Genomic DNA, 17,691 nt, shown 5'->3' with positions numbered 1-17,691 from the left:
CGTCCCTGCTGTCTTGCACCAGGCGGCAGCTCTCTGAAATGTTCAGCCATACTACTCGTTCCTTCATTACTTTTTGCAATTGCTTTATATTTTTAAAAAATGATATATCTAAATTATACTGAAAAAATCTTTTCTGTCAAGATACATGTCTAGTCTGACATTACATCAATTCCTGCAGAGCCATTTCGTAGACCGTAAGCATGTATTCCAGTGCCAGGGGCAGGCCCTTTTCGTCATCGATGTAAAAGCAGGGGTTGTGATGGGACGTGGGGGCGATGGTACCGGTCGGATCGGCCATGCCGAGTTTGGCGATGCCAGCCGGTTTTTCTTGGGCATAATAGGCGAAGTCTTCGGCACCGAGGACGGGCGGGTTGTCGAGGACCGTAAGCCCCATGGATGCAGCAGCTTTGCGGAATATGTCATTACATGTGGCATCGACCGTATTGGCGGGATAGCCATAAACCAGATGTACGTCACACTGGCACTGATGAGCGGCACAGATGGCTTTGGCCAGTCGTTCGATTTCTTTCATGACGTAGTCGCGCAGATCCGTATTGAGGACGCGGATATTGCCGCCCATGCTGACCCGTTCAGGGATGACATTGGCTACGCCGTCTACACCGCACTGGAAGTAGCTCACCGAAACGGTGCAATTTTCCAGGGGATCGCATTTCAGGGCCGGAATCAGATTGATGGCGCTGACCAGTTCGGCTGCGGGGATGACCGGATTGTTGGCTTTGTGAGGGAATCCGCCGTGGCCGCCTTTGCCGGTGATCTTGAGGTCATAGGTTCCGACAGCGGCTTCGCGGACGCCGGCGGCGATATCGACAGTGCCTACTTTTTCAAGGGCTGCGGCATGCCAGGCAAACATGTAGTCAATGTGGTCCATGATGCCGTCTTTGACCAGCTGCTGGGCGCCGCCGGGGAGAAATTCTTCCCCTTGCTGGAACACGAAGTATATCGTGCCGTGGACGAGTTCCCGGTGAGAGGCAAAGATTTCCGCCATGGCCATGAGGACCGCTGTATGGGCATCATGACCACAGGCATGCATGACGCCGGGATGAGTACTCTTATAAGGCAGGTCATTGGCTTCCGTGAGGCCCAGGGCGTCGATATCGGCGCGCAGTCCGATAGAAGGGCCGGGCTGTGTCCCTTTCAGGACACCGACGGTACTGTTGCCGGTAATGCCGGGCAGTGTGGGAATGCCGATGGCTGCCAGATGGTCCCGGATCCATTGGGCCGTATTCGTTTCGTGGAAGGATAATTCCGGATGAGCGTGGAGATAGCGGCGGTTCCTGATGACTTCCGATGCATAGGCTGCTGCTAATTTTTTCATTGTTTCAGACATGATAGTGGCCTCCTCTGGTTATGGATATATAAGCAGAACAGTAGTTACGATTCTTTTTTCAATTTATTGTATAAGGCCTGACGGCTGATGCCGAGGATGCGCGCCGCCTGTGTATGGCTGCACCCTTGTTCGATGAGCCCGTGGATGAGCGACTGCTGCAGCGTGTCCTGTAGTCCTTTGAGGTCGATGTGCAATGTCCCGGCATCGCGCCGGGTCCAGCCGTGACCGGCCTGGTCGAAGAGGTAGCTGTACGACGGGTCCTCTTGTTCGCCGTAGAGATGATAGCGCAAGGCGACGCTGTACAATTCCCGTATGTTGCCCCACCAGCGGTGGTTTTCCAGGACCGGGCGCAGGGCAGGGGGAATATCTACGGCATGGCCTGTCAGCCGTTCCAGGAATATGGAGAACAAGTAAAAAATATCCGATGGCCGTTCATTGAGGGACGGCAGGTCCAGTGTCAGTGGGTTGAGGCGGAAATAGAGGTCGTGGCGGAAACGGCCCGATTCGATCTGGGGGATGATATCGGCATTGCTGGCAGAGATGATGCGGATGTCAAGGGGAATGACATAATCCGATCCGATGCGCATGACCTGCCGCGTTTCCAGGACGCGCAGCAGTTTGGACTGGATGTTGGCGGACATACTATTGATTTCATCAAGGAAAATCGTGCCGTTATGAGCCAGCTCGAAGAGTCCGGCTTTCCCTTCTTTGCGGGCCCCCGTAAAAGAGCCGCCCTCGTAGCCGAAGAGCTCGCTCTCCAGCAGTTCTGGCGGCAGGGCGGCGCAGTTTACGGCGACAAAAGGACCGCTGCGACGCGGGCTGGCATTGTGGATGCTCTGGGCAAAGAGTTCCTTGCCGGTACCGCTTTCCCCCTGGATGAGGACCGGTGAATTGTAGGTTGCCATGATTTTTGCCGTGGCGATGCAGCGTTTCATAGCCGGATCCCGGGTCAGGATATCGCTGAACGTGTGACGGGCTGTGAGCCCCGTCCGGGACAGTTTATAGCGGATATTTTTTTCCAGGCGCTGCAGTTCCGTGACGTCACGGATATTGAGGATGAAATATGGCTTGTCGTTGAGCGTGAAGGGCCGCGTCGTGGCTACCAGCGTGTATGGCGGACAGTGAAGGATGCGGTTCTGGAAGAACGGCGGCTTTTTGAAGGCCTCCTCCAGATCGGGGAACATATGCTGGATCGTATCCGGCGTCTTGGGAAATTTCAGGAAATGATGCGCCTTGGGATTGAAATGAGTAATATTCCCCTTCTTATCATAAATAATGATCCCTTCGTCTACGTTATTCAGTACGGAGGACAGAAGGGAAATCTGGTTCTGTTCGCGCCGGTTCAGGAGCACCAGATCGTGGGCGTACTGATAGGCCGATAAGATGGCCGATTCGCCGGGCGTAATGGGAAATACCGGCAGCCGCGTGTGCGTGATCTGGGGCATGAGCAGGCAGCTGACGATTGCCGTGCCGGGCGATTCCGGGATGGCATCGGCCAGAGCTCCCAGCGTCTGGGGGGAAATATCGGCACTATAAGGATGGATGACCAGTTTGCTGCGGATTTCCGGCCAGCACATATCTTCGTTGAAGATGACGTGCTGACTGAGGAATAAGTGGATTTTTTCATAATTCTCTACCTGATGAAGCGTATAGAGGATGTCGCTGGTCGAATAATGCAGGCAGAGTACGGGGATATCCCGTATGGCCTGGGACAATTCGTAGTATGGCCCCGTGTTGGTAATGATGACCTGGGCCCCCTGCTCTACGAGGCTCCGGCCCTGCTCGAAGCGGTTGGGGAAATCGAGGACGGCTACCTTCGTGGGTATATAGTTTTTTTGTTCTGCCACAGAAGCCTGATGGAGGACTGCTTCTATTTCTTCCTTCAGGGTTTCACTGGCTGCGAGAAAATAAATAGATTCCATAACGTACCTCCTGATTTTTTCTATCATAGAAAATCTGTCAAGGTATGTCAACGAATATATACAAATTTGAACGGGAAAATGGAGGAAATGTAAAAAAATGGGGATATACGGCCATTGTTTAAATTGGCGTGTATATTTCATATACATTGTCGAAAGATATGAGATTATCCCGCACTATACAAAAGGGATGTACAACCTATGAGGAGGTATCATGATGAAACGATTAGTATCGGGCGATGAAGCCCTGGCACGGGGCTTGTATGAAGCAGGTGTCACCTTTGCTTCGGCATATCCGGGCACTCCGAGCACGGAAATTCTGGAAAATGCAGCCAAGTATGAAGAAATCGATGCCGAATGGGCACCGAATGAAAAAACAGCTATGGAAGCTGCTATCGGCGCTTCTGTTTCCGGTGTCCGGTCCTTTGCGGCCATGAAGATGGTCGGCCTCAATGTAGCGGCGGATCCGCTCTTTACCTACGCCTATCTCCACGTAAACGGTGGCTTTGTCTTTGTATCAGCCGATGACCCGGGCATGCATTCATCCCAGAACGAACAGGATAACCGCAATTATGCCAAATTTGCCAAAATATGCATGTTTGAACCGTCCAATTCCCAGGAAGCCAAGGATATGACCAAAGATGCCTACGCCGTCAGCGAACGGTTCCATACGCCGGTCATGATCCGCATGACGACCCGTGTCTGCCACTCCAAGAGCCTCATCGAAGAAGGGGCCCGTGTAGAAGTGCCGGCCGTCCCCTATGTGAAACAACCGGAAAAAATGGATCCCGTACCGGCTATTTCCCGCAAACGCCGCGTCGTCATCGAACAGAGGGAAAAAGATCTGGCAGCGTATTCCGAAACCTGTCCCTGGAACGTGGAAGAAGAAGGCCATAAAAATATGGGCATTATCACGTCCGGTGCCGCTTACAACTATGTAAAAGAAGTATTTGGCGACAGCGTATCGGTCCTGAAGATCGGTTTTTCCTATCCCCTTCCCATGAAGAAAATCCGTGCCTTTGCGGAAAAAGTAGATACGCTGTACGTCGTGGAAGAACTGGACTCTTTCATGGAAGACCAGATCAAAGCCGCCGGCATCCCCTGCCACGGACATGATGTTATCCCCAATATAGGCGAACTCAATCCGGATATTGTACAGAAAGCCCTGACTGGCACGGGAAATACGGGGGTATCTGTCCCGGAAGAAGCCATCGTCTCCCGTCCGCCTGTTCTCTGCGCCGGCTGTCCTCACCGCGGCTTTGCCTTTGAACTGGCCAAGCGCAAGGATACGGTCATGCTCGGCGATATCGGCTGCTATGGCCTGTGCGGTGCACCCCCGCTGAATGCCAAAGACATGGGCCTCAATATGGGCGCCGTCTTTTCCATGGGACACGGCATGGTACACGGTTTCGCCCGGAGCGGGCAGCAAAAACGCGTCGTCGGCTATATGGGTGACTCCACATTCTTCCACAGCGGCATCAATGCTCTCATGGAAGTATCCTATAATAAGTCCAATACGATCTGCGTCATCCTCGACAATCGTACGACGGGCATGACAGGCCATCAGGAAAACCCTGGCACGGGCTACAACCTCAAAGAAGAAATCACGACCATGCTCGACATTGAAACCATCGTCCGGGCCCTGGGCATCCAGAATGTCCGCACGGTCAATCCCCAGAATCTGACAGCCATGAAAGAAACGCTGGACTGGGCCTTTGCCATCACGGATGAACCGGTAGTCATCATCACCAAATGGCCGTGTGCCCTGAAGAAACTCACACCGTTTGATAAGAAAGAATTCACTATAGAAAAAGCCGTATACGGAGTGAAGGAAGATGCCTGCATCGGCTGCCGCAAATGTCTTTCGACGGGATGCCCGGCCCTGCGTTTTGATAAGGAAACGAAGAAATCCAGCATCTCTCCGGCTGACTGCAACGGTTGTTCTGTCTGTGCCCAGGTCTGCCCGGTACAGGCTATCGTAAAGAAAGGAGAATAATCATGAACGATGTAAAAAGCATACTCCTCGTCGGTGTCGGCGGGCAGGGTACGATCCTGGCCAGCAAAATTCTCACCCAGGGTCTCATAGAAAATGGATACGATGTCAAAATGAGCGAAGTCCACGGCATGAGTCAGCGCAGTGGCAGTGTCAGCACTCAGGTGCGGTTCGGCACGAAAGTCTACTCCCCCATCATCGGGGAAGGGACGGCAGATATCCTCGTTTCTTTTGAAGAAATGGAAGCTGCCCGGTATGCTCATTTCCTGAAAAAAGACGGCAAGGCTGTCGTCAATACGTACCGTATCCCGTCCATGCCGATCCTGACAGGCACCCGGGACTATCCCGATGATATCATCGGCATGCTCCGTCAGCGCGTATCGACGATGGCTCTCGATGCGACGGGAATTGCAGAAAAGGTGGGAAATCCCAAGAGTGCCAATGTCGTCCTGCTGGGGGCTCTGGTAAAAGCCATGGGGCTGACTGACATCGACTGGGATCCAATCATTGCCAAAACAGTCAAACCGGCTTTCATTGACGTGAACCGCAAAGCTTTCGCCGCCGGCATGGCAGCGGTATGATGAAGGCGCTTGTGATGCAGAAGAAACGGAGACGCTGGGCCTATCTGATCCTCAGCGTCTTTCTCCTGCTGTTCCTCGGACTCATTTATGCCTGGTCTGTATTCCGCGTACCGCTGGAACAGGAATTTGGCTGGTCTAAAAGCGGGACATCGCTCACCTTTTCCATCTCTATGATCATGTTCTGCCTGGGCGGCCTCATATCAGGCGTCCTGACGGCCCGAAAGGGCATGAGGACGACCCTCATCCTGGCGGCGGTCCTCCTCGCCTCCGGGTTCGGGCTGGCCTCGCAGATTACCTCCCTCATGGGCATATACCTGACGTACGGCGGCATGGCCGGCCTCGGCGTGGGCCTTGGTTATAATGCGGTCATCAGCACTATCATGCGCTGGTTTCCAGATAAGCAGGGCCTCGTCTCAGGCATTGCCCTCATGGGATTCGGATTTGGTGCCATGATACTCGGTACGGCCGGAGCTTCGCTGATTGTTCTGGCCGGCTGGCGTATGACTTTTCTCCTCATCGCCGCGTCCTATGCCGTCGTCATTGCCCTGGCCATCGTCATACTGAGGCAGCCTGATGCAGACTTTACGGCAGCTCTGTCGGAATCTCTTCCCAAGGGAAAAGCGGCACGGGAAGAAATCGGCTGGCAGGATATGCTCCGCCGCCGGTCGTTCTGGCTGTTTTTTCTCTGGGCTATTCTTCTGAGTGCAGCCGGACTTTCCATCATCAATATTTCTGCCGGATATGCCGGGACCTTCGTGGGCGGAGACCTCACCCAGGCCGCTGCAATTGCCGGTGTCATTTCTATCGCCAATGGTGCAGGCCGGGTCCTTTCGGGGCAGCTCTTTGACAGTAAGGGCTATAAAGTCACTATGTATACCGTCTCCGTGTTCTACCTGGCGGCAGCTGCCGCCCTTGCCGGTGCCGACGTGAGCCACAGCCTGGCTGTCCTCCTGGCAGCCTTTATCCTCACGGGCCTTGCCTATGGCGCATGCCCGCCGACGGGTTCTGCCTTTGCCGCTTCATTCTATGGCTCCCGGAATTATGGCATGAATTTCAGTATTGTCAATCTCAATCTTATCGGCGCTTCGACGATTGGCCCTATGTTCGCCAATGGTGCGCCTATGACGGCTTTTATCATCATTGCCATACTGGCCGTCATCGGTGCCGTCATTACGACGGCAATCCGCCGGTAACCAGCAACAGGCAGCAGATGGATGAATCGGAAGGCACTAGCTGTACTCCCTTCTCTCACCGTTCCGGTCCCCGCCGGAACGACGCTTTCCGGTTTATCTGTGTGCTGCCTGTAGAAACAAATGCGCTGCAGGGGTAACCTGTGGTACAATATAAGTATTCATCACAAAGGAGTGATTTTCTATGGCAAATAAAGAAATGTATGCACTGGGTTCACAAGGTTCGGCTATCCGTGAACTGTTTGCTTACGGACAGGCCCAGGCCGCCAAAGTTGGTAAAGAAAACGTATTCGATTTCAGTATCGGCAATCCGACCGTACCGGCTCCTTCATGCATCCGGGAATCGATTGAACATATCCTGGCTACACGGGAATCCGCCGCTATCCATGGTTATACAGCGGCTGCCGGGGATCTGGCCGTCCGCAAAGGCCTGGCAGAGTATATGAACCAGACCTATAATGCCGGCGTCGGTGCCGATAATTTCTACATGACCTGCGGGGCTGCGGCATCGCTGACCATTTCTCTCAAAGCCATCGTCGAAGATCCCGATGATGAAATCATCGTCGTAGCACCATTCTTCCCTGAATATACGGTCTTCATTGCCAATGCCGGCGCTAAAGAAGTCATGCTGCCGCCTGATACGGACCATTTCCAGATCAAACTCGACGAACTGGAAGCAGCTATCACACCCCATACGCGGGCTCTCATCGTCAACTCGCCGAACAACCCGGCAGGCACGGTCTATTCCCGGGAAACAATGGAAAAAGTGGCAGCTATCCTGAAGAAGAAAAGTGGCGAAACAGGCCACACGATTTATCTCATTTCCGATGAACCGTACCGGGAAATCACCTACGACGGCCTGGAAATCCTCTACATGCCGGCTATTTATCCCGATACGCTCATATGCTATTCGTACAGCAAATCCCTGAGCCTTCCCGGCGAACGTATCGGCTACATCCTCGTACCGGATTCCGTATCGGACAAAACTGTCTATCCTGCCGTCTGCGGTGCCGGCCGGGCCATGGGCTTCGTCTGCGCACCCCACCTCTTCCAGGATGTGGTTCTCCAGTGCCTGGGCAAGACCAGCGATATGAGCATCTACGATGCTAACCGCAAGCTCCTGTACAATGGCTTGAAAGATATGGGCTATGACTGCGTCTATCCCCAGGGAGCCTTCTATCTCTTCGTCAAATCGCCGGAACCGGATGCCAAGGCGTTTTCCGACAAGGCAAAGGCCCTGAACCTGCTTATCGTACCGGCAGACAGCTTCGGATGCCCGGGCTACGTCCGCGTTTCCTACTGCGTCGAAGCTGATATGATCCGCCGCAGCTTTGCCGCTTTCCAGAAGCTCATCGATCAGTATAAATGATGGTGGTGCTGATGCGCCCGGAAAGAAAATTGAATTTGTCTTAAAGGAGTCTTACCCTTGAATCCATTCGATATATATAAAGAAAAACGGCGTACTCCGGAAGAAGCGGTGCAGCTCGTCCGGCCCGGTGACTGGGTCGATTACAGCCAGACCTGCTCCTTCCCGGCGGCTCTCGATGCGGCCCTGGCTGCCCGCCGGGATGAGCTCACCGATGTCAAAATACGCCATGCCATATCGATGCGTCCTGTCCAGGTAGTAGAACAGGATCCGCAGCATCAGGCCTTTACATACAATCTCTGGCACTGCTCGGGACTGGACCGGAAGTATATCGATACGGGGCGGGCTTTCTTCTCGCCTATGATGTTCCGCTTCTGTGGTTCCTATTACCGCCGCGGCCAGGCACCGGTCAACGTAGCCATGGTGACCGTATCGCCCATGGATAGCCACGGTAATTTCAGTTACGGCCTGACCAACTGCTGCATGCAGGAAATGCTCGAAGCCGCCGACCGGATTATCTTGGAAGTCAATCCCAATATGCCTTTCATATACGGTATGGCCGATGATCATATCAACATCCGCGATGTCGATGTTGTCGTAGAAAATAATCAGCCTCTGAGTGAAGCTCCCAGCCGGGGAGCTAGTGAGCTGGATAAGCAGATTGCCGCCCAGATATTCCCCTTCATCCACGACGGGGACACGCTGCAGCTCGGCATCGGCGGTATGCCCAATGCCCTGGGAACTCTCATTGCCGAATCGGATCTCAAAGACCTGGGCATGCATACAGAGCTCATGAGTGACGGTTATCTCGACCTGTATAAAGCGGGCAAAATCACCAACAAGCGCAAACCCCTGCAGCACGGAAAAGGCGTGTTCTCCATCTGCAGCGGGTCGAAGGAACTCTATGAATTCCTGGACCATAATATCGACATCCTGTCGGCGCCTATGCATTATGTCAACGATCCGGAAACGATTCGTCAGCTGGACCATTTCGTCTCCATCAACGGCTGCATTGCCTGCGACCTCTATGGCCAGGTCAGCTCTGAATCGGCAGGGACGCGGCAGATCAGCGGGACCGGCGGCCAGCTCGATTTCGTCACCGGTGCCTATACGGCAGAACACGGCCGGACCTTCCTGGCCATGGCGTCGAGCCGGGTCGATAAGAAAGGCGTCCGCCATTCCAACATCGTGCCGTGCTTTACCGGTGGCGACATCATCACGACGCCGCGGGCCCAGACCATGTACATCGTCACCGAATACGGGGCGGTCAATCTGGCAGGCCTTACGACGTGGCAGCGGGCGGAAAAACTGATCGGCATCGCCCATCCCGATTTCCGGGAAGACCTCATTAAAGCCGCAGAACAACAGAAAATCTGGAGGAACAGTAATAAGAGATGAAATTTATCGTAGAAGACCGCATTTTTGAAAACGTACCTGATTTATATATTGGCGTCGTCGCCGTCAAAGGCGTGGACAACAGCAAATCCTATCCGCAGATCGAAGCCATGCTGGACGAATCCATCGCTGCGGCACAGCAGAAATTCGATGGTGTCAAAGTCAAGACATCGCCGGACATCGTGCCCTACCGCGAAGCGTTCCGTACGCTGGGCCTCAATCCCAACCGCTTTCCCTGCTCTGTCGAAGCCATGTTCAACCGCATCAGCAAAGGCAAGGGGATGCCCCATATCAATCCGCTGGTAGATCTGAACAATGCCCTGTCCCTGAAATATACCATTCCCATGGGGACCCATGACCTGGGCCGGTCGCCGGAAGATATGGAAATGCGCTATGCCCGGGAAGGCGACCACTTCCTGCCTTTCGGGGAAACGGAAGAAGAAGCGCCCGGCGAAGATGAAGTCGTCTATGCCGTCGGCCATGAAGTCCGCACGCGCCGCTGGACCTGGCGTCAGAGCGAACACGGAAAAATCACGGCTGATACGAGTTATGTATTCTTTCCGATCGACGGCTTCGTCGATTTCAATAAAGACCGGGTCGATGCCGTCATCGCCGAATTGTCGGACATCCTGAAAAATGTCTTCGGATGCCCTGTCGTAAGCGGCGTCGTCACCAAAGATCATCCGTCTGTCGATGTGACACTGTAATATGTCCACTTAAAAAGAACGGTCAGCAGACTGCCTGATATAGGCCTGCTGACCGCTTTTTTTGTCAAAGAGAGCAAATATTTTTTACATTTCCCCATCCCTTCCGGTCGCTTTTCCCTATCTGAACCGCCAGAGACGGCGGTTTGCGAAGAAACGGGCTGTTGGCATGACAATTCCATATAGATAAGAAAACACATCACGTAATCACCTATTTGCATGATGGAAATAGGAGGCATGTACATGAAACAGCTATTGACAGGAAATGAAGCAGTGGCCCGGGGACTGTATGAAGCCGGCGTCAGCTTTGCGTCAGCCTATCCGGGTACACCGAGTACAGAAATCCTGGAAAATGCAGGAACGTATACAGAAATCGACGCCGAATGGGCACCGAACGAAAAAGTGGCTATGGAGGCCGCTATCGGGGCATCGATTGCAGGGGTGCGCTCTTTTGCCGCCATGAAGATGGTCGGCGTCAACGTTGCCGCCGATCCCCTTTTTACCTATGCCTATATGCAGGTCCACGGCGGGTTTGTATTCGTTTCTGCCGACGATCCGGGTATGCATTCGTCCCAGGATGAACAGGACAACCGCAATTTTGCCAGATTTGCCAAAATCTGCATGTTTGAACCGTCGGACTCGCAGGAAGCAAAAGACATGACCAGAGCGGCCTATGACGTGAGCGAATGCTTCCATGTGCCAGTCATGGTCCGCATGACGACCCGTATCTGCCATTCCAAGAGCCTGGTTACGGAACAGGAACGGGTCCCGGCTCCGCCTATTCCCTATACGAGGCGGACCGGGGAAATCGATTCGGTGCCGGCCGTCGCCCGCGTGCGCCGTGTCATCATTGAACAGCGGCAGAAAAAACTGCAGGAATGGTCGGAAACCTGCCCCTGGAATGTAGAAGAACCGGGTGATACGAGTATCGGCATCGTCACATCCGGCGCCGGGTACAACTATGTCAAGGAAGTCTTCGGCGACAGCGTATCGGTCCTGAAAATCGGCTTTTCGTATCCCCTTCCCATGAAAAAAATCCGCGCCTTTGCCGAAAAAGTGGATACCCTGTACGTCGTGGAAGAATTGGACTCCTTCATGGAAGACCAGATTAAGGCTGCTGGCATTGCCTGCCATGGGCACGACGTCATTCCCAATATCGGCGAACTGGATCCCCATATCGTCGCCGAAGGCATATTGGGCAAAAGCTATGCTGGAAAATCGGCGCCGGAACATCTCTGCGTCCCCCGGCCGCCCGTTCTCTGTGCCGGCTGTCCCCACAGGGGCTTTGCCTACGAACTGGCCAGACACAAAGATGTCGTCATGATTGGCGACATCGGCTGTTACGGTCTCTGCGGCACGGCGCCGCTCAATGCCAAGGATCTGGGCCTCAATATGGGCAGTGCCTTTTCTATCGGCCACGGCATGGCCCACGGCTTTGCCATGAGCGACCAGCAGAAACGCATCGTCGCTTACATGGGGGATTCAACCTTCTTCCATACAGGTATCAATGCCCTCATGGAAGTATCGTATAATAAATCCCCGGTCATCTGTGCCATCCTGGACAACCGTACGACAGGTATGACGGGCCATCAGGATAACCCCGGCACGGGCTATACCCTGAAAGGTCAGGAAGCCTATGCTATCGATATCGAACCCATCGTACGGGATCTGGGCATCCGCCACGTCCGCACGGTCAATCCCCAGAACCTGACGGTCATGAAAGAAACGCTGGATTGGGCCTTCTCCATTACCGATGAACCGGTGGTCATCGTCACGAAATATCCCTGCGCCCTGAAAAAATGGACGCCCCTCGATACGGGAGAATTTACCCGCACCGATGCGACCTATGAAATCCGGCAGGATCTCTGCATCGGCTGCCGCAAATGCCTCTCTACGGGCTGTCCGGCCCTGCGCTATGATACGGAACAGAAGAAATCCAGCATCTCCCAGGCCGACTGTGCCGGCTGCTCCCTGTGTGCCCAGGTCTGCCCGGTCAGTGCTATTGTCAAAAAAGAAGGGTAAAAGCTGCAGTTCTACCGCAATTTCGCCAGTAGATAACTGCATACAGCTGATGAAATTAAGAAATAAGCTCCTCATATTTTGATTTGTACTGGTTTAACTGGCTCTGTTTGATTTTTTTATCGTTTTGCAGCCTTCCGATGACGATAGATTCACCGACTTGTAGAAGGTCGGCAAAGTGCTTTATAGAACGAATAGAATAATCTTTCTCTTGATAAAATGATTTAAGTTTTGCGGAAGGAATCAATATTTCTGCTGCCATCGTATCTGCGTCTGTTTCATCCGCATCTGAAGTACCGTTTTTTTGATAAATATGGCCCTGAATGACATGAGAGATTTCATGGAAAAGGCTGAACCAAAATCGGTCGGCATACTTTCCCCTCATCGTAATACCAAGAACAATTTTATTCGTATTACGGTCATAAAAGGTGATGCCGTGTAAAAATGATCCTTTGACTTGAGGAAGATATACGAGTGCTATGCCACAAGATTTCAAAATATCGGATAAATCCTCCATGAAATCCATGCTTTTATGTCTGGTTAACAAACGTATATCGTTAATTTTTTCTTCGAGCGTATTTTTGCAAAACGGGGCAACCTCTATTTGCCGGGACTTGATTTTTGCGTATTGAGCCAGAGTAAGCATAATGTAAGTGCTTTTTTCTGTGGCGGATAATTTTCGGCATGCGATAGGGATAAGGTCTTTGTTTTGGAGCAGTTTTAAATTACTGACTTCAAAAAATTTACATAAATTGACAATTTTATCCTTCCAATTATGGGTAAAAGGAACCATTCCCCATTCCGCAATTTTGGTATATGGATACTTTTTCATCCATTCCTTTTCTTTGCTCAATTCATTCTCATTTTTGACTTTGGCTAATTTTTCCTGGTAAATGGCTTCCAATTTATTCCAGAACCCAGCAGGTAAACCTAAGACTCTTTCCAGTTTTTCGGCCATATCCGGAGTCAGATGTACTTCTCCATTAATAAGTCTGCTTATATGTTTCTCCGACATTCCCATTCGTTTTGCAAACTCTTTCTGCGTCATGCTCCGGTTTTCAAGCTGTTCTTTAATTGTAGCGCCAGGAGGCGTAGCAATGTAGCTCTTGCTTTCCAACATGACTTTCACTCCTTTTAAATGATTAATGATAATCTACAATTTCCTGTACCTCTGCAATCTGTATTTCATGGCCTTTTTGGGTAAATACTAAACGATAAGGATGTACTAAATCCAATGCATATTGCCCTTCTCTGTTCCCATTTAATGGATGACATCTTCCGATATGATACATAATCATCATTTCAACGGTATCGATTGCAGTAAGTTCATCGATTCTCTGATGAATTTTCCTAGCCATTTTTTCTCCGTATTCTTTACGTGCAGCATTGGCATCTGTACACACTTTGCGTATTTTATTATTCCTGTAACGGACTTTCAATGCTTCACCTCATTTACCTTTAAGGTTAATTATATTTTACCCTGATTAAAGAAGAAAATCAACATTACAATTTACCTATAAGGTAAATTGTAAATACATAAGGTATACAGATAATGTCTGCCCGGTCAGTGCTGTTGTCAAAAAAGAAGGGTAAACCCATGGAAAAATGACTCCTGTCATGGTACGCTTATAGACAGGAGTTATTTTTTACTGGGAGGTAAGACAGTATGGATAATGAAGAACGGAAACGAATCTGGCAGCAGTTCATGGAAAAGGGGACACTGGACCCGCTCCTGCCGCCTCTCGTAGCCCAGTCATGGCAGGAATGCCGGCGCCGCGGTGTCGATGACATGACTCAGGAAGAATACCGCAAAGCCGCCATCGACGCCTGCCAGAAACTGGCCGATGACGTCGGTATCCCCCGCAGATTATCCGAACTGGGCGTACAGGAAAAAGACATCGATATAAAGTAACAGGGACTGTCGCATGATAGTAGAAACCTTCATGCGACAGTCCCTGTTTTTGCTTGTCATTTCTTCATCTTGTTGAATACGGTCTGGCGGGAGACGTTCAGGAGTCTGGCTATGTCTGTCTGGGTATAGCCTTTGTCGGATAGTTCCTGTATGAGTATCTGTTCGATGGTCGTTTCCAGGTTTTTCATATTGAGGGATAAGGAGCCTGTATCGAGGAGCTGCGGTGTCTGTTCGTCTTCTGTCGTATCAAACAGGTACTGGTAGGACGAATCACCGGTATCGCCATAGATATGGTATCGCAGGGCTACGCTGTACAGTTCCCGGATATTTCCCCACCAGTGATGATGGATGAGTATTTTTTTCAGTGCCTGCGGGACCGGGACCGAGGTGCCGGAGATGGTATTGAGGAAATAGGAGAACAGGTACGGGATATCCGATGGCCTGTCGTTGAGGGAGGGAAGGGTCAGGCGCAGGGTGTTGATGCGGAAAAAGAGGTCGCGCCGGAATGTCCCTTTGCGGACGGACTGGATGATATCGGCATTGCTGGCGGAGATGATACGGATGTCGAGGGGGATGACGTAGTCTGACCCTAGACGCATGACCTGTTTTGTTTCCAGGACCCGTAGGAGTTTGGACTGGATAGCCGGAGTCATGCTGTTGATTTCATCGAGGAAAATCGTACCGTTGTGGGCGATTTCAAAGAGACCGGCCTTGCCTTCTTTGCGGGCTCCCGTAAAGGTACCGCCGACATACCCGAATAATTCGCTCTCGAGGATATCCGGTGGCAGGGCGGCGCAGTTGATGGCGACGAAGGGCCCGTTGCGCCGGGGACTGGCGTTGTGGATGCTTTGGGCAAAGAGTTCTTTGCCGGTGCCGCTTTCTCCCTGTATGAGGATAGGCGCATTGTAAGAGGCCATGGTGGCAGACCGGCGGATCAGCGTCTGCAGGGCTGGATCAGTCGTCTTGATATCAGAGAAATGATGGCTGGCCGTGAGGCCTGTGCGGGAGAGTTTGTAACGGATATTTTTTTCCAGGCGCTGCAGCTCGGTCACGTCGCGCAGGGTGAGGATGTATTGTTTTTCCTTATCCATGAGGAAGACGTCCGAATTGGCTACCAGGGTATAGGGCGGCCGCTGGATGATTTTTTCTTTGAACGATGGCTGGCTCCCCTCCTGCCAGTCCGGGAAAATATCGCGTATGTTCCGCGTATCGGGTGGCAGGGACAGAAAGGCCCGGGCCTGCCGGTTGATATGGGAAATGACGCCACCTGTGGAATACAGGATGATGCCATCGGTCACGTGGGACAGGATGGAGGCCAGGAGAGAAAGCTGGCGGCAGTCTTTTTTATTGAAGGCAATGAGTTCCAGGGCGTACTGATATACGGACAGGATGGTCGATTCGCTGGGCCGGATGGGATAAATCGGCATGGGGCTGTTCCGGGCAATCTGGGGCAGCAGAGTGCAGCCGACGATGGCCGTATCGGGCGTCACCGGCAGGCTTTGCACCATTTTCAGCAGCTTGTGATACGTCGGCTCGATCCCGTAGGGCGGATGGACGATGAGGCGCTGGCGTATATCCGGCGGGCAGGCGTTGATGTTGAAGATGAAGTGTTTGTTCAGGAAAAGGTGGATTTTCCGGCAGGGGATGTCCCGCAGGGTGTACAGGACGTCGTTGGTCGAGCTGTACAGGCAGAGGACGGGGACCTCGTCGATGGCGTTGGATAGTATCTGATAGGACCCGCTGTTGGTGATGATGACGCGGGCTCCTTTGCGGATCATGGCGCGGGCCTGGTCCAGCAGACGGGGGAAATCGATGATTTCAATTTTGATGGCGACGTGATGCATATTGAAGCTTTCCTGATAGGACCACAAGGTCTGTTCTATCATGCGTTCCTGCACGGTATCGGCGATTAAAAAATAAATAGTATCCATAGTCGGCCTCCTTTTCTTTGTACCAGTGTATACCGGAATGAGACGGCTGTAAATGCCCGATGTAAAGAAGGTAAAAAAATATATACAAATGAGGGCGCGGCACTTCCGGGTACAAGGCGGTGAATCGGGGGCAGACTGGGGCTGCCCACCGGGACATCTATATGGCATGAGAATTTCATATCTATGAGCGGGATATAAATACCATGCACAGGCAGGAAAACCGGGCTGTACAGGAAATCCGGTTTTTCCGGTGACAATCAGAAAGGATCTTGGTTATGGATATTGCATCATTATATGAAGAAAAACAGTGTGCGCCGGAAGAGGCGGTACGGCTGGTCCAATCCGGTGACTGGGTCGATTATGGGCAGGCCTGTTCGTTTCCGCCGGACCTCGATGCGGCCCTGGCTGCCCGCCGGGATGAGCTCACTGATGTGAAGGTGCGCAATGCCATTTCCATGCGCCCCATCCAGGTCGTAGAGCAGGATCCGTTACAGCAGGCATTTACGTATAATGTCTGGCACTGCTCGGGGGTGGACCGGAAGTATATCGATGAAGGCCGGGCCTTTTTCTCGCCCATGATGTTCCGCTTCTGCGGCTCCTATTACCGCCGCGGCCAGGCACCGGTCGATGTGGCCATGATTACCGTATCGCCCATGGACCGCTATGGGAATTTCAGTTACAGCCTGACCAATTGCTGCACCCAGGAAATCCTCGGTGCGGCAAAGCATATCATCGTGGAAGTCAATGAAGGGGCGCCTTTTGTCTATGGCATGGCCGATGACCACATCAACATCCGCAACGTCGATGCCGTTGTCGAAAGTACACAGCCCATGTGTACCGTGTCCAGCCGCGGTGCCAGCGCGCTGGATAAGCAGATTGCCGCCCAGATTTTCCCCTTCATCCACGACGGGGACACGCTGCAGCTCGGCATCGGCGGCATGCCCAATGCCCTGGGAACTCTCATTGCCGAATCGGACCTCAAAGACCTGGGCATGCATACAGAGCTTATGAGTGACGGTTATCTCGACCTGTACAAGGCCGGTAAGATCACCAACAAGCGCAAATCCCTGCAGCATGGGAAAGGCGTCTTTTCCGTCTGTAACGGATCGCAGGAGCTCTATGATTTTCTGGACCACAATATCGACATCCTGTCGGCGCCTATGAATTATGTCAACGATCCGGAAACGATCCGTCAGCTGGACCATTTCGTCTCCATCAACGGCTGTATCGCCTGCGACCTCTATGGCCAGGTCAGTTCCGAATCGGCAGGGACGCGGCAGATCAGTGGGACCGGCGGCCAGCTCGATTTCGTCACCGGTGCCTATACGGCAGA

13 protein-coding genes, 1 pseudogene and 1 other annotated feature (1 of these 15 only partly in view) are annotated in these 17,691 nt (G+C 52.5%); of the genes and pseudogenes, 9 read left to right on the top strand and 5 right to left on the bottom strand.

Annotated elements, in window-relative coordinates:
* Positions 1 to 76: a binding site (T-box leader), on the bottom strand (it extends 139 nt beyond the left edge of the window).
* Between the two features lie 84 nt (positions 77 to 160).
* Complete coding sequence (locus tag DW949_RS06835; RefSeq protein WP_118022495.1) at positions 161 to 1,348, bottom strand: M20 family metallopeptidase; 1,188 nt, start codon at positions 1,346 to 1,348, stop codon at positions 161 to 163.
* Positions 1,349 to 1,392: 44 nt separating this feature from the next.
* Positions 1,393 to 3,270 (bottom strand): sigma-54-dependent Fis family transcriptional regulator, encoded by a 1,878-nt coding sequence (locus DW949_RS06830; RefSeq protein WP_118022494.1) that lies wholly within the window; start codon positions 3,268 to 3,270, stop codon positions 1,393 to 1,395.
* Positions 3,271 to 3,481: 211 nt separating this feature from the next.
* Between DW949_RS06830 and iorA the strand changes: the two genes are divergently transcribed.
* The 7 genes from iorA to DW949_RS06795 all read left to right on the top strand — a co-directional run bounded on the left by iorA (position 3,482) and on the right by DW949_RS06795 (position 12,518).
* A complete protein-coding gene (gene iorA / locus DW949_RS06825; RefSeq protein ID WP_233539521.1) occupies positions 3,482 to 5,263 on the top strand; it encodes an indolepyruvate ferredoxin oxidoreductase subunit alpha in 1,782 nt (593 codons plus the stop codon).
* A 2-nt stretch (positions 5,264 to 5,265) separates the two neighbouring features.
* On the top strand, positions 5,266 to 5,841 hold the full coding sequence (locus tag DW949_RS06820) for an indolepyruvate oxidoreductase subunit beta (protein WP_118022492.1): 576 nt from the start codon (positions 5,266 to 5,268) through the stop codon (positions 5,839 to 5,841).
* On the top strand, positions 5,838 to 7,034 hold the full coding sequence (locus DW949_RS06815; RefSeq protein ID WP_118022491.1) for an MFS transporter: 1,197 nt from the start codon (positions 5,838 to 5,840) through the stop codon (positions 7,032 to 7,034). The genes DW949_RS06820 and DW949_RS06815 overlap by 4 nt, the downstream gene beginning before the upstream one ends.
* Positions 7,035 to 7,215: 181 nt before the next feature.
* Positions 7,216 to 8,400 carry a pyridoxal phosphate-dependent aminotransferase gene (locus DW949_RS06810; protein WP_118022490.1) on the top strand — a complete coding sequence of 395 codons (1,185 nt, stop codon included), beginning with the start codon at positions 7,216 to 7,218 and terminating at the stop codon, positions 8,398 to 8,400.
* A gap of 57 nt (positions 8,401 to 8,457) precedes the next feature.
* Positions 8,458 to 9,795, top strand: coding sequence for an acetyl-CoA hydrolase/transferase family protein (locus DW949_RS06805; RefSeq protein WP_118022489.1), 1,338 nt, complete (start codon positions 8,458 to 8,460; stop codon positions 9,793 to 9,795).
* Positions 9,792 to 10,499, top strand: coding sequence for a B3/4 domain-containing protein (locus DW949_RS06800; RefSeq protein WP_059076282.1), 708 nt, complete (start codon positions 9,792 to 9,794; stop codon positions 10,497 to 10,499). Before DW949_RS06805 ends, DW949_RS06800 begins: the two co-directional genes overlap by 4 nt.
* A 240-nt stretch (positions 10,500 to 10,739) precedes the next feature.
* Positions 10,740 to 12,518 (top strand): thiamine pyrophosphate-dependent enzyme, encoded by a 1,779-nt coding sequence (locus DW949_RS06795; protein WP_118022488.1) that lies wholly within the window; start codon positions 10,740 to 10,742, stop codon positions 12,516 to 12,518.
* A 55-nt stretch (positions 12,519 to 12,573) separates the two neighbouring features.
* Here DW949_RS06795 and DW949_RS06790 read toward each other — a convergent pair whose 3' ends face one another.
* Positions 12,574 to 13,635 (bottom strand): HigA family addiction module antitoxin, encoded by a 1,062-nt coding sequence (locus DW949_RS06790; RefSeq protein ID WP_118022487.1) that lies wholly within the window; start codon positions 13,633 to 13,635, stop codon positions 12,574 to 12,576.
* Positions 13,636 to 13,657: 22 nt separating this feature from the next.
* The gene (locus tag DW949_RS06785) at positions 13,658 to 13,954 is read right to left on the bottom strand and encodes a type II toxin-antitoxin system RelE/ParE family toxin (protein WP_118022486.1); all 297 of its coding nucleotides are present in this window, start codon (positions 13,952 to 13,954) and stop codon (positions 13,658 to 13,660) included.
* A gap of 341 nt (positions 13,955 to 14,295) precedes the next feature.
* Here DW949_RS06785 and DW949_RS13945 point away from each other — a divergent pair.
* Positions 14,296 to 14,415 (top strand): annotated as a pseudogene (locus tag DW949_RS13945) (lactaldehyde reductase); the annotation flags it as partial.
* Positions 14,416 to 14,483: 68 nt separating this feature from the next.
* Here DW949_RS13945 and DW949_RS06775 read toward each other — a convergent pair.
* The gene (locus DW949_RS06775; protein ID WP_118022485.1) at positions 14,484 to 16,358 is read right to left on the bottom strand and encodes a sigma 54-interacting transcriptional regulator; all 1,875 of its coding nucleotides are present in this window, start codon (positions 16,356 to 16,358) and stop codon (positions 14,484 to 14,486) included.
* Between the two features lie 275 nt (positions 16,359 to 16,633).
* Here DW949_RS06775 and DW949_RS06770 point away from each other — a divergent pair.
* A partial coding sequence (locus tag DW949_RS06770) for an acetyl-CoA hydrolase/transferase family protein (protein WP_233539519.1) occupies positions 16,634 to 17,691 on the top strand: 1,058 nt, incomplete at its 3' end.

This window comes from Megasphaera sp. AM44-1BH, from assembly GCF_003467125.1.
Taxonomy (GTDB): Bacteria; Bacillota; Negativicutes; order Veillonellales; family Megasphaeraceae; genus Megasphaera.
Note: the sequence above shows the minus strand (reverse complement) of the source record. Positions and strands in the feature narration are given on the sequence as shown.

What these genes read in the sequence shown, in the direction of transcription:
- DW949_RS06835 (WP_118022495.1), bottom strand. Translation starts at nt 1,348, where the DNA reads ATGTCTGAAACAATGAAAAAATTAGCAGCAGCCTATGCATCGGAAGTC.
- DW949_RS06830 (WP_118022494.1), bottom strand. Translation starts at nt 3,270, where the DNA reads ATGGAATCTATTTATTTTCTCGCAGCCAGTGAAACCCTGAAGGAAGAA.
- iorA (WP_233539521.1), top strand. Translation starts at nt 3,482, where the DNA reads ATGATGAAACGATTAGTATCGGGCGATGAAGCCCTGGCACGGGGCTTG.
- DW949_RS06820 (WP_118022492.1), top strand. Translation starts at nt 5,266, where the DNA reads ATGAACGATGTAAAAAGCATACTCCTCGTCGGTGTCGGCGGGCAGGGT.
- DW949_RS06815 (WP_118022491.1), top strand. Translation starts at nt 5,838, where the DNA reads ATGATGAAGGCGCTTGTGATGCAGAAGAAACGGAGACGCTGGGCCTAT.
- DW949_RS06810 (WP_118022490.1), top strand. Translation starts at nt 7,216, where the DNA reads ATGGCAAATAAAGAAATGTATGCACTGGGTTCACAAGGTTCGGCTATC.
- DW949_RS06800 (WP_059076282.1), top strand. Translation starts at nt 9,792, where the DNA reads ATGAAATTTATCGTAGAAGACCGCATTTTTGAAAACGTACCTGATTTA.
- DW949_RS06795 (WP_118022488.1), top strand. Translation starts at nt 10,740, where the DNA reads ATGAAACAGCTATTGACAGGAAATGAAGCAGTGGCCCGGGGACTGTAT.
- DW949_RS06790 (WP_118022487.1), bottom strand. Translation starts at nt 13,635, where the DNA reads ATGTTGGAAAGCAAGAGCTACATTGCTACGCCTCCTGGCGCTACAATT.
- DW949_RS06775 (WP_118022485.1), bottom strand. Translation starts at nt 16,358, where the DNA reads ATGGATACTATTTATTTTTTAATCGCCGATACCGTGCAGGAACGCATG.